The organism is Flavobacterium sp. TS_SC_5 (assembly GCF_056156265.1).
Genome location: NZ_CM149588.1, coordinates 3,236,566 through 3,249,775 on the forward strand (window position 1 = coordinate 3,236,566; position 13,210 = coordinate 3,249,775).

General features: G+C 31.6%; 11 protein-coding genes. All 11 read left to right on the forward strand.

The features are described from left to right. Positions 1 to 12 precede the first annotated feature (12 nt). Positions 13 to 1,176, forward strand: coding sequence for an IS4 family transposase (locus AC0J6S_RS13885; RefSeq protein ID WP_474953884.1), 1,164 nt, complete (start codon positions 13 to 15; stop codon positions 1,174 to 1,176). A gap of 31 nt (positions 1,177 to 1,207) precedes the next feature. After that, positions 1,208 to 1,396 carry a hypothetical protein gene (locus AC0J6S_RS13890; protein ID WP_474954351.1) on the forward strand — a complete coding sequence of 63 codons (189 nt, stop codon included), beginning with the start codon at positions 1,208 to 1,210 and terminating at the stop codon, positions 1,394 to 1,396. Positions 1,397 to 1,670: 274 nt separating this feature from the next. After that, on the forward strand, positions 1,671 to 2,348 hold the full coding sequence (locus AC0J6S_RS13895) for a peptidoglycan DD-metalloendopeptidase family protein (RefSeq protein ID WP_474954352.1): 678 nt from the start codon (positions 1,671 to 1,673) through the stop codon (positions 2,346 to 2,348). 3 nt (positions 2,349 to 2,351) lie between these two features. Continuing rightward, on the forward strand, positions 2,352 to 2,822 hold the full coding sequence (locus AC0J6S_RS13900) for a hypothetical protein (protein WP_474954353.1): 471 nt from the start codon (positions 2,352 to 2,354) through the stop codon (positions 2,820 to 2,822). A 257-nt stretch (positions 2,823 to 3,079) separates the two neighbouring features. Beyond that, positions 3,080 to 3,442 (forward strand): cupin domain-containing protein, encoded by a 363-nt coding sequence (locus tag AC0J6S_RS13905; protein WP_474954354.1) that lies wholly within the window; start codon positions 3,080 to 3,082, stop codon positions 3,440 to 3,442. A 342-nt stretch (positions 3,443 to 3,784) separates the two neighbouring features. Beyond that, complete coding sequence (locus AC0J6S_RS13910; RefSeq protein WP_474956371.1) at positions 3,785 to 4,330, forward strand: helix-turn-helix domain-containing protein; 546 nt, start codon at positions 3,785 to 3,787, stop codon at positions 4,328 to 4,330. 581 nt (positions 4,331 to 4,911) lie between these two features. After that, positions 4,912 to 5,346, forward strand: coding sequence for a response regulator (locus AC0J6S_RS13915; protein WP_474954355.1), 435 nt, complete (start codon positions 4,912 to 4,914; stop codon positions 5,344 to 5,346). A gap of 90 nt (positions 5,347 to 5,436) precedes the next feature. After that, positions 5,437 to 6,261 carry a CheR family methyltransferase gene (locus AC0J6S_RS13920; protein WP_474954356.1) on the forward strand — a complete coding sequence of 275 codons (825 nt, stop codon included), beginning with the start codon at positions 5,437 to 5,439 and terminating at the stop codon, positions 6,259 to 6,261. Between the two features lie 2 nt (positions 6,262 to 6,263). Further along, positions 6,264 to 6,836, forward strand: a complete 573-nt coding sequence (locus tag AC0J6S_RS13925) for a chemotaxis protein CheB (protein WP_474954357.1) — start codon at positions 6,264 to 6,266, stop codon at positions 6,834 to 6,836. A gap of 31 nt (positions 6,837 to 6,867) precedes the next feature. Next, the gene (locus tag AC0J6S_RS13930; protein WP_474954358.1) at positions 6,868 to 10,386 is read left to right on the forward strand and encodes a response regulator; all 3,519 of its coding nucleotides are present in this window, start codon (positions 6,868 to 6,870) and stop codon (positions 10,384 to 10,386) included. 115 nt (positions 10,387 to 10,501) lie between these two features. After that, positions 10,502 to 12,955, forward strand: a complete 2,454-nt coding sequence (locus tag AC0J6S_RS13935) for a response regulator (RefSeq protein ID WP_474954359.1) — start codon at positions 10,502 to 10,504, stop codon at positions 12,953 to 12,955. Positions 12,956 to 13,210 lie beyond the last annotated feature (255 nt).

A 13,210-nucleotide genomic window follows, 5' to 3' on the forward strand; every position in this document is an offset into this window, starting at 1 on the left:
AACTTTACGAAAATGAATCACGGCAAATATGTCTTTTCTCAATTGGTTGAATTTCTACCACAACGTGTTTTTGATAGACTTGTAACAAAATATAATGGTAATAAAAGTGTTAAACATTTTACTTGTTGGAATCAACTTTTATGTATGCTTTTTGGTCAATTATCCTCTCGTGAAAGCTTGCGAGATTTGATAACTGTTATCGAAGCACATCAATCAAAATCGTATCATTTAGGATTTGGAAAAAATGTAACTCGAAGCAACTTATCCAAGGCAAATGAAAATCGTAATTATAAAATATTTGAAGACTTTGCCAACCATTTAATATTGATTGCCCAAGAAAAAAACTGCAACGATAGTTTTGAAATAAAAGGTAATATTTATGCTTTTGATTCTTCAACTATTGACTTGTGTTTGAGTGTGTTTTGGTGGGCTCATTTTCGAAAAACCAAAGCAGGAATAAAACTCCACACACTTTTTGATATTAACACACAAATCCCAGTATTTATTCACATCACAGAGGCAAATGTGCACGATGTTAATGCTATGGACATCATCAATTACGAACCTTTTGCTTACTATATTTTTGACCGTGCTTATGTTGATTATTTAAGGCTTTATCAAATCACAAAATCAACTGCTTATTTTGTAGTCAGGGCAAAATCAAATTTAAAATTCAAAAGAATGTATTCTAAAAAAACGGATAAATCTACTGGGGTTATTTATGACCAAACAGGGAAAATAGACGGCTTTTATACTTCAAAAGATTATCCCGAAAAGATTAGAAAAGTGAAGTTCTTTGATGCTGAAAATAATAAAACCATAATCTTTTTGACTAATAATTTTGACTTGTCAGCCGAGCAAATTGCTTTGCTTTACAAACAGCGTTGGCAGATTGAATTATTCTTCAAATGGATTAAACAACATCTGAAAGTTAAGACCTTTTGGGGTACAACAGAAAATGCTGTTCGCATACAAATCAACATCGCAATAATAACTTATTGCTTGGTGTCAATAATTGCAAAAGATTTAAAAATCAATCGTTCCATCTACGAAATTCTACAAATTTTATCAGCATCATTACTTGATAAAACACCTGTAAATGAATTACTTATGAAATCAGATTACAATAATGTCAATGAACTTGATTCTAACCAGCTGGTTTTCAACTTATTTTAAGTGGACACTAGTGAATTTTAATATAAACAAAATGAGAAAAATAAGCTTGATTTTAGGAATGATGGCAATGATTACTATTGTTTCCTGCAAAGAAAAAGAAGATGCCGTTGTACCTGCACCTGAAACGCAAACAGAAACTTCAAATGAAACTTCTGACCAAAAAACTACCACAGTTTCTACTGAAAGCGAAAGACAGTACTGCCATAAAAATAAGTACTGATGGAGTAAACGTAACTACCAAAGATGGAAAAACTAAAACTAGCGTGAATGTTTCTGGAGGAGAAGCTAAAGTGGAGATAAAAAAATAGCAATAGAATAGATTTCACAAAAGGGAAAGCTTTGTTTACAAGATTAAAAAACTCAATGCTATTCTTAAATTAGTTTTCTAAAAAAATTGAATGCTTTAATTCAAAATTATAGGTTATAATGCCAACGTAAAATTTTTATGTTGGCATTTTTTATTTAATTTTAGTGTTTTAAAAAAATTACTATAAATGATAGCATTAGAAACGTTCTTACATGACATTGAAAATGTTAAAGTGATAGACGCAAAAATTGATTATAATCAATATATTCCTTTGGATTTATCCAATAAAAATGAAACTCTTAGAGAACGTAATATTGATAATGCAGTAGATTTCGAAAAATATATCGAAAGCTATTTGATGGAAAACAATGCCAAAGTAGCCTACGGAGGCTATAACGAAATTAGAAATTTATATAAAAGAAGTGAAATCTTCAACGATTCAAAAACGGAGGAACGCAACATTCACATTGGTTTAGATTTATGGATTAAAGCAGGGACACCCGTTTTAGCTGCAGTTAACGGATTTATTCATAGTTTTAATTACAATACAGGCGTGGGAGATTATGGTCCAACTATAATTTTAGAACATAAAATTGAAGAGCACACTTTTTATACATTATATGGACACTTATCCTTAGAAAGTATAAGTCACATCAAAATTGGAGATCTTTATGAAAAAGGACAGCAAATAGCCACTTTGGGTGATGCTACCGTAAATGGGGATTATGCCCCGCATTTACATTTTCAAATTATAAAAAAAATTATAAATTCCTTTGGCGATTATCCCGGTGTCTGCAGTGCAAGTGATTTGAATCATTATTTAGAAAACTGTCCAGACCCTAATATATTATTAAAAATAAAATAGATTATGAAAAAATTAATTATTGTTTTGAGTATTTTTTTGCTCATTGGATGTAAATCAAAAAAAGTGGTCACTGAACCCGAAGTAGCTAAAATCGAAAAAATTGGATTAGCTGAAATTAGTGAAAACCAAAAGAGTAAAGCGTATGAATTAGGAAAAAGAGTTTTGATGACTTGTAACACCTCTAAATTCAAACCTTTTACTTCAAGTGAGGCAACGCCATCAGTAATTAAAAACACGACTGTTGAGCGGTTATCAAAAACATGTAATAGATTTCGTCAATATTATGGAACTTTTATTGATCTTCAATTAGTGGAAGCTTATAGAAATAACTTCGAAAACACAATCGTTTTTCGCTATAAAGCTTTGTATTCTAAAAAAGTAGCCAATAAAGAACTTCGAGTTACGATGAACGCAGAAAATAAAGTAGCTTCCATAAAATCATTAGATTGGATTAATTCTTTTCCGCTGGATTAAATACCAATTAAATTTTTTTTATAAAATCCGCTGGCTATCAATTAGTGATCTAATTGAAAAATAAGAATTAAACAACTGATTTTAATTATGTTGGCCTTTTTAATAAAAAGTTATTTATCAAAAAAACACTGCCAATTAGCAGTAAAACAATAGTGATAATTAAACAAGCTTTAGAAATAATTATGTAACAAATTTTTAATTCCCTGAAATTACCTTTAAACCCTCATATAATATCTACCTAAAGAAATAAAAAAAATATGTCCTTAAAGATCAATTCAGTCGACAATAGCGAGTTAAAAAAATCGGAATCCCACATTATAGTAGAAATCATTCAATATGTTCCCAATGCCGTTTTAAGTAGAACTATTATAAAAAAAACAACTGGTAACATAACTGCTTCTTCATTTGATGCTGGCGAAGAATTAGCAGAACGTACTTCCCCTTTTGATTCCTATGTTCAGATAATAGACGGCACAGCTGAAGTATTTATTGATGAAATAAAACACAATCTCAAATTGGGAGATGGAATAATTATACCGGCACATTGCACCCATTCTTTTAATGCGAATGTGCAGTTCAAAATGATTTCAACAACGATAAAAAACGGATACGAGAATTAAAATACACTTTATAATTAAAAATGATATTGGTTTCTTTGTTAAATGAAACTACGAGAAAAGAATTAGAAAAATTTAATAGAAAAAAACATATAAAAACAAAGTAATTTTTTTCTAAAGGATTATTTTTACGTAAAGAAACACAACGTAAAATTAATAAAATCAGACAAATAGTCGTGTTTTAAATATAATTTAATTTGAAGCATCAGTCTAAAAAAGCAAAATAGACTTAACAACAGATTATTTAATAATTTAAAACTATAATTTTGTGATGTATCTTTAAATTGAAAAAGTAAATTTGTGCAAACTGTAAAATAAAAATATTTGAAACTGTACATAAAATACATGGTAAGTAATCGCTGCAAAATGGCAGTGAAAGAGGAATTGAAAAAGCTAAAACTTCACTTTATGGTTGTTGAGTTAGGTGAGGTAGAAATAATGGAAAATATTTCTATGGATCAAAGACAACTTTTAAAAGCGGCTCTTTTAGATTCAGGACTTGAATTAATGGATGATAAAAAATCTATGTTAATCGAGAAAATTAAAAATGTAATTATACAAATGGTGCATCATACGGTTGAACCCATTAAAATTAATTTCTCTGATTATTTGAGCCAACAATTGAATCATGATTACACCTATTTGTCTAACTTATTTTCAGAAGTACAAGGCACCACAATTGAACAATTTATAATTTCCCATAAAACGGAGCGCATCAAGGAGTTGATAATTTATGGCGAATTGAATATTACGGAAATTGCATGGAAAATGAATTATAGTAGTGTGGCTCATTTATCCAGCCAATTTAAAAAAGTTACAGGCCTATCCCCTTCTCATTTTAAACAACTAAAAGACAAAAGACGCAACCCAATTGAAGAAATTGGTAAGTAGGGAAAATAGTTAAATCAATTTTTGATAAAAAATTTAATAAAAATAGAAATCATATATAGTTACGTATCAAAATATGCCAGAAACTTGATTGAAGTCATTCTAGACCCTACAATCTCATTAAATCCTGCAGTAAAAATTCGGACGTTAATGAAACAATAAACATTACGGGAATTAATCGTAACAGTTTAATTGGTTGTGATTACTTTAATAATTTAATCAACCCTCAAAAAGTAAAAGCAGTATATCAATACGCTGTTGTAAATGGATGCGTCACGAATGCTCCTCTTACACTTCATCACAAAAATGGGAAACTAACAATATTTCATAATAAAATTACACCTTTTTAATAAATCCAACATTTGCAAATTAGTAGGAAAGTTAAAAATAAAGAAGAAACTGTATCCAAAAAATACAACATATTGACCTAGTCAATTTAAACCAAAGAACTAAGATAAGTGCATTAATTTTACAGAAGACAAAACTAAAAGAGTAATAGATCTAGTTTTGGAATTGAAAAAAAATTTTTACTAGCATGCGAGGAACTTCAGGAAGAATTAAACATAATTAAAAATGCCATATAAATGAACACCAACAATAAAGTAAAAATATTTCTTGTAGACGATGATGCATTGTTTTTGAAATCCCTCGAAATCGATTTTTTAGAAAATGCTGATTTCATAGTCGAAACCTATCCAACCGGAGAACTCTGCATAGCAAATTTGTCTAATAATCCTGATGTAGTAATATTAGATTATCAACTTGATGGTATTGTAGAAAACGCTATGAATGGTCTCGAGACTTTGGACCAAGTAAAGGCTTTCAATCCTGATATTCCGGTTATAATGTTATCCTCTCAAGATAAAATTGAAGTAGCTGTAAATTGTATGCATCATAAAGCATTTGATTACGTCGTGAAAAGTGAGACTGCTTTTGTACGGTTGCAAAAAATAATTACTGCTATTTTTAAATACCAAAAAATGGAAAAAGAATTAAATTGGTACATGGATCGTATGTAATGTATGCTGATTTTGTTCGAATTTAAGGTAAAGATTAAAACTAGTTTTTTTAATTTGTTCCAAATTAAAAACCAAAATTGTTAAAAAAAGATGCGAAATAAAGAGACATCAGACTTGGAAATTTCATTGTTATTGGAAGCAATTTATCAGAAACATGGTTATGATTTCAGAGAATATTCCCAAGCCCATATCAAGCGCAGGATTATGAATAGAATGGCGGTGTCGCAATTTGAAGATGTTGCTGAAATCCAATCAAAGGTTTTAAATGACGCGACATTTACTTCAGAACTGTTACAAGATTTATCCATTACGGTAACAGAAATGTTTCGTGATCCTTTATTTTACAGATCATTACGAGAAAATGTTATTCCTATTTTGAAAACTTATCCCTTTATAAAAATATGGCATGCTGGCTGTTCTACTGGAGAAGAAGCCTATTCCATGGCTATATTATTGCAAGAAGAAGGTTTGTATGACCGCACAACCATATACGCAACTGATTTTAACCAGATGGCTCTGAACCGTGCAAAGGATGGGATTTTTTCGAATAAAATGATAAAAGAGTATACTTCTAATTATCAATTGGCTGGAGGAAAGGAATCATTTTCTAATTATTATACTTCCAATTATGATCACGTTATTATGAATCAATCTCTTAAAAAAAATATTGTTTGGGCCAATCATAATTTGGTTACCGATAGTGTTTTTGCAGAAGTAAACTTAATATTGTGTCGGAATGTGCTGATTTATTTTGATAAAAATTTACAAAATAAAGTCCAAAATCTTTTTTACAATAGCCTTATAAATGGTGGCGTACTATGTTTAGGCTCGAAAGAAAGTTTACGATTTTCTGATTTGTACGCCCATTATATCGAGCTAGACACAAAACAACGAATATTCAAAAAGAAATATTAAGAATGTATTATGAGGCAATTGTAATAGGCGTTTCTTCGGGAGGAATGAAAGCTTTAAAATTTTTATCATCATCCTTACCGAAACATTTTAGTATTCCAATTATCATTGTGCAGCACCTAAGCGCACAATCTGATAGTCAATGGATTCAGCTTTTAAATGACAAAAGTAATCTGAATGTAAAAGAAGCTGATGAAAAAGAAAAAATCACAAAAGGCTACATATACATTGCTCCTCCAAACTATCATTTGATGATTGAAAAGGATAAAACTTTTTCACTTACAATTGACGAGCGTGTAAATTTTGCCAGACCATCCATCGATGTCTTATTTGAATCAGCCGCCGAGGTCTTTAAAAATAAATTAATCGGAATAGTACTTACAGGATCTAACACTGATGGAACAAATGGAATTATTCGAATAAAGGAATGCGGTGGTTTAGCTATTATTCAAGATCCAACAACAGCTGAATCTGAATATATGCCAAAGTCAGCAATTGCAGCCATTATCCCGGATTATGTTTTATCATTAGAAAAAATAGTTGAGTTACTGCTAACAATAGATCAAAAGAACAAATAATCAGCATTATCATTACAAAAATATTATCAAAATGAACCTAGGAAGAAAAATAATTATTGGATTTATTGCTTGTGCGGTAGTACTTTTTGGTGTTTCAATTTTTTCATTTAAAAACACTGAAAAATTTGTTGCTTCAAATACTTTAGTAAACCATTCCAATACTGTTTTATATGAATTCGAACAAATACTCAAATATTCCATTGATGCAGAAACTGTCGAACGAGGATTTATCATAACCGGTGATGCTGTTTTTTTAAAAACCTTTGCAACTGCTAATTCAAAGTTGATTGAGAAAATTGAAAAGGTGAAAAAATTAACGAAAGACAATTCTATTCAACAAAAAAATATTGAGGAGCTTTCGAAACAAATCAAACTTAGGTTAGAAAATTTAAATACAGGAGTTACATATCGCAAAATTAATTTTGAGAAAGCCAGAGCTTTTGTTGCTTCACGTGAAGGAAAACAAATTCAAGACGAAATAAGAAAAATAATTGAACAGGCGCAGGAAATAGAACGCACATTACTTGCTCAAAGAATTCAGGAAAGTCAGGATGATGCTAGTAAGTTTAATTTTGTTTTTGCAATATTATTGTTGGTTATTGGGATGATTCTTATCGCTGTATACACCATCATTGCAACAAATTTGAAAGCACTTAAAAATTCTGAGGCACAAACTGCTGGAAAAAATTGGTTACTTACAGGAAATGCTGAACTTAATAAAAAAATTATTGGAGATCAAAACATAGTACAATTGGCAAATAGTACGATAAGTTTTTTATGTACCTATCTGAAAGCCAATATTGGAGCCGTTTACCTACTTAATGAAAAGGACAATACCTTGATATTGACTGGAAAATTTGCTTTTACTTCAGCCAAAGATACCACCGAAATTTTCAAATTGAATGAAGGATTAATTGGTCAGGCAGCGTGGGAACAAAAACAAATTTTATTAACAGATATTTCAGAAGATCAGATCCGTATTACATCATCGGTATTGAATGCGAAACCAAAAAGCTTGCTTATTACTCCTATTTTACTTGACGGCAGAACCATAGGTGTTATAGAAATTGGTAAGCTTAATGATTTTACCGAAACTGAAAAAGAATTCATTGATGTATCAATGAGAAGTATTGCTATCAGTGTAAATACTGTTCAACAAGCAGAAGAAAAAGAATTGAGAGCTGCAGAATTAGCAATTGCCAATAATAAATTGGCGCATCAAAATGACGAAAAAGAAAAGAGAGCAGCAGAATTAGCGATTGCAAATGAAGAACTTGCCTTTCAAAATGATGAAAAAGAAAAAAGAGCGGTCGAGTTAAGTTTTGCGAATAAAGAACTTTCAAATCAAGCGGAAGAACTTCAAATACAGCAGGAAGAATTGAGACAGTTGAATGAAGAATTAGAACAACAAGCACAAAATCTTAAACAACAGCAAGAGGAATTGCAGATGACCAACGAAGAATTGGAAGAGCAAACCCAATCATTAGAAGAGAAAAATAAAGAAGTTGAAGCTTCAAAAAATGATATTGAAAAGAAAACAAAACAGCTCGAAATTAGCAGTAAATACAAATCGGAATTTCTTGCAAACATGTCGCATGAATTAAGAACGCCTCTGAATAGTTTGTTAATTCTCTCCAAAGATTTATCTGAGAACAGAAAGAAAAATCTCGACGAAGTTCAGGTTGAAAGTGCAGAAATAATTTATAAAAGTGGTCATGATCTTCTGGTATTAATAAACGAAGTGTTGGATTTATCCAAGATTGAAGCCGGAAAAATGAATGTAAATATTGAAAAAGTATCCCTCAAAAATTTCAGTCATAATTTACTTCGTGATTTTAAACATCAAGCGGAACAAAAAGGATTAACTATACTGTGTGAATTAGCATCAGATTTACCTGATTTCATCCATACCGATTCTCAACGTTTGAATCAAATATTGAAAAATCTTTTATCTAATGCGATCAAATTTACCGAAAATGGAAGTGTGACCATACGCATCGAACCGTACACCGAAACTACTTTAAACATTTCTGTTACTGACACAGGAATTGGAATTTCACAAGATAAGCAGTCAGCCATATTTGAAGCTTTTCAGCAGGCCGAAGGCGGGACTTCCAGAAAATATGGCGGAACTGGATTAGGACTTTCTATTTCACGAGAACTTGCAAAATTATTGGAAGGGGAAATAAAAGTAGGCAGTAATTTAAACCAAGGATCTACTTTTTCTCTTATTATTCCACTCGCAATTTACCCTGCACAAGAATCTGAGCAAGAAATTCCAGTGCAACCAATTTCAGCTCCTCGACGCTCGGAGAATGACGTTAAATATTTAAATTATCCGACCATTCAAGACGACAGAGAGCTCATAAAAACCGATGATAAAATAGTGCTGATTATTGAGGATGATCGCAATTTTGCGGCTATACTTTTAAAACAAGCCAACAAAAAAGGATTCAAATGTCTGTCCGCTTCTTCTGGCGAAGACGGGCTTTTACTTGCTATAAAATACAAACCGCAAGCCATCATTCTCGATATGGGATTGCCTGGAATCAATGGAAAACAAGTGCTACATGAATTAAAAGTAAATCCTTCTGTACGACATATTCCGGTCCATATTATATCCGCAAATGACCGTTCGCTGGAACCCATTAGAGAAGGTGCAGTAGAATATCTGATGAAACCAATAGCAAAGGAGGAACTGGAACAGGCATTCAATAGGATTGAGAATTTTGTGGATAGAAAAATAAAAAAACTGTTGATTATTGAAGACAGTGAAAATTCCAGAAAAGTAATTAAAATACTCATTGGTACCGGTGATGTAGAATGTTACGAAGCAGCAACTGGAAAAGAGGCGATAGCATTATTTGAGAATAATCATATAGATTGTATCATTCTGGATATTGGATTGCCTGACATGACGGGCTTTGAACTGATCCATAGGCTGAGCGAAATGAAAGGCCACAACCTTCCTCCTATCATCGTATACACCGGAAAAGAACTTACCAAAGAAGAAAATAATCTGCTGCACAAATACTCAGACAGTATTATCATAAAAGGTATAAAATCAGAAGAGCGATTGCTGGATGAAACCGCGCTTTTTCTTCACCGAACCATCAGCAGTTTGACAAAATCAAAACAAATGATGATCCATAATTTGCACGATAAAGAGGCTATATTTCAGACAAAAAAAATCTTATTAGTTGATGATGACATGCGAAATATTTTTGCTTTATCCAAAATATTACAAGAACGCGGAATGGAAGTCATAAAATCCGAAGACGGTAAAAATGCCTTAAAAATGGTAGAAGAGCATTCCGATATTGATCTAGTCTTAATGGACATTATGATGCCCGAAATGGATGGTTACGAAGCCATGAAACGCATCCGCTCTCAAATAAAGTTTAGAAAGTTACCTATAATTGCCCTGACGGCAAAAGCGATGAAAGACGATAAACAAAAATGTATTGATGCGGGTGCAAATGATTATATCACCAAACCTATTGATGTAGAACGTTTACTCTCATTGATGCGCGTTTGGTTAAGTAAATAATAAAACGATATCAAAAAGGTGGTATATCCCCAAAGTCATTATGTTAATTTTTTTGTTGTTATTTCAATATTTTTAAAGAACATACGACATTCAAACTTTTATTTTACAATTAAAAATGAAAATAAATAGCCCTGTTAAAATTTTATTGGTCGATGACTTACCCGAAAACTTATTCGCCTTAGAAGTTATACTTTCTGACGAAAATTATTCATGTGTCAAAGCAAATTCCGGTAACGAAGCTTTAAAAATTCTGCTTCACCAACAAGATTTTGCACTCATCTTAATCGATGTACAAATGCCTATGATGGATGGATTTGAAACCGTAGAATTAATTCAACAAATCGATAAACTCAAACATGTTCCGATAATTTTTTTAACGGCCAGCATGGATAATTCTTTGCAAATTTTCAAAGGATATCAGGCGGGAGCCGTTGATTACATGATTAAACCACTTTCTCCAGAGATATTGAGAGCAAAAGTGGCTGTTTTTGTAGATTTGCATACCAAAAATCAAGAATTACTACTTCAGGCGCAACAACTAAAAAAACTGAATACCGATCTTACTACCCAAAAATTACGTTCTGATTATGCTCTTAGTCTTATCGAAGCGAGCCATGACCCCTTATTTGCAATTTCACCGCACGGAAAAATCACAGATATGAACCATGCAGCGGTTGAAGTAACTGGTAAAACAAGACAGGAATTAATAGGAACCGATTTTTTTGAATATTCTACAGAACCGGAAAAAGCTCTAGAAGTTTATAGAAAAGTATTTGAAAAAGGATTTATTGCTGATTCACCCTTAGTTCTTCGTCATAAAAATGGCAAACTGATTCATGTATTATTCAATGGTGCCGTATACAAAGATGATAAGGAGAATGTTCTGGGAGCTGCTATTGTTGCCAGAGATGTAACCAATCAAAAAAGAATTGAAACAGAATTAATTGAAGCTAAAATATTTGCAGAATTAGCCACGGAAATTGCAGAAGAAGCAAAAATAAATGCTGAAAATGCTAAAGCTATTGCTGAAAACGCTATGAAAGCAAAACAGCAATTCTTGTCGAATATGAGTCACGAAATCCGTACACCGATGAATGCAATCATTGGATTTACAAAAGTACTATTCAAAACAGATTTGACCAACAAACAAAAAGAATATTTAAGCGCAATCAAAATAAGTGGTGATGCCTTAATCGTTCTGATTAATGGCATATTAGATTTGGCAAAAGTAGACGCCGGAAAGATGACGTTTGAGAAAACGCCTTTCAAAATGGAATCTTCCATTTCGGCCATGCTTCATTTATTTGAAAATAAAATTCAGGAAAAAAACTTAAAATTAATAAAAGAATACGATATTAAAATTCCTAATGTTTTGGTGGGAGACCCGATTCGTTTGCATCAAATCGTTTTAAATTTAGTCAGCAATGCTGTTAAATTTACATCCAAAGGAAAAATTACGGTACGTGTAGATTTAATGCATGAAGACCCAGAGAAAGTGATTCTCAAATTTGCTATAACTGATACTGGAATTGGAATTTCCGAAGAAAAAATAGGAATGATATTTGAAAATTTTCAACAGGCAACAAGCGGAACTTCAAAATTGTATGGAGGAACCGGACTTGGACTTGCTATTGTAAAACAATTAGTAGAACCACAAGGAGGAACAATTCGTGTACAAAGTATTATGCACGAAGGATCTACATTTAGTTTCACCTTGCCTTTCCAAAAAACGAATGCCAAAGTTCAACTGGAAAATGAAGTAACAAAAATAGAATCTGAATTAAAAAATATAAAAGTATTAGTAGTTGAAGATATTCCGTTGAATCAACTATTAATGAAAACATTACTGGATGATTTTGGATTTGAACGTGACATAGCCGAAAATGGTAAAATAGCTATCGAAAAATTAAAAGAAAAGGAGTATGAAATTATATTAATGGACTTGCAAATGCCAGAAATGAACGGATTTGAAGCTACAGAATACATTCGTAATACAATGAAATCAACTATTCCAATAATCGCATTGACTGCTGATGTTACAACAGTCGATTTAGCAAAATGCAAAGCAGTAGGAATGGACGATTACCTTGCAAAACCGGTAGACGAAAAACAATTGTATAATAAAATAGTTAGTATTTTAAATAAGTCACATCTTGATACGTTTCCTCAAAAACATAGTGATAAATTAGAAGATAGCATGGTGACCGGGGAAAAAACAAGATGTATTAATCTCGTGTATTTAAACCAGAGAACAAAATCAAATCCAAAATTAATGATGGAAATGATAGCACTGTATTTAGGACAAGTTCCGCCATTAGTGCAAACTATGAAACAAAGTCTTGCCGACCAAAACTGGTCTTTATTAGCTGCTTCGGCACATAAAATGATACCGTCCTTTTCCATCGTGGGAATTAGTGCAAATTATGAAAATATGGCAAAGAAAATTCAGGAATTAGCCACAGCAGAAGAAAAATCTAAAGAAATACATGAATTAGTGCAGCAACTTGAAGAAATTTGTCTTCAAGCCTGTAACGAATTACAGGAGGAACTTAACAATTTAAGAAGTTGAAAAATAACACTATAACTCAGATATTTTGATAAAGTATTTTCGTATTTTTTAAATTTAAGAAGCAATTAATTAAATATTCAAAGTTCTTAATTTACATTTCTATAATTAAATTAACTTAATTTAGGTACAAAAGTTAAAACATATCCTTACATTGGCGTATAATTAGAGAAATATTCAACATATCAAACTTCTTAACGAATTGTATATTTAACAGATTAATCGTATATATTTTTTGAGTGATTTAATATCAATAGG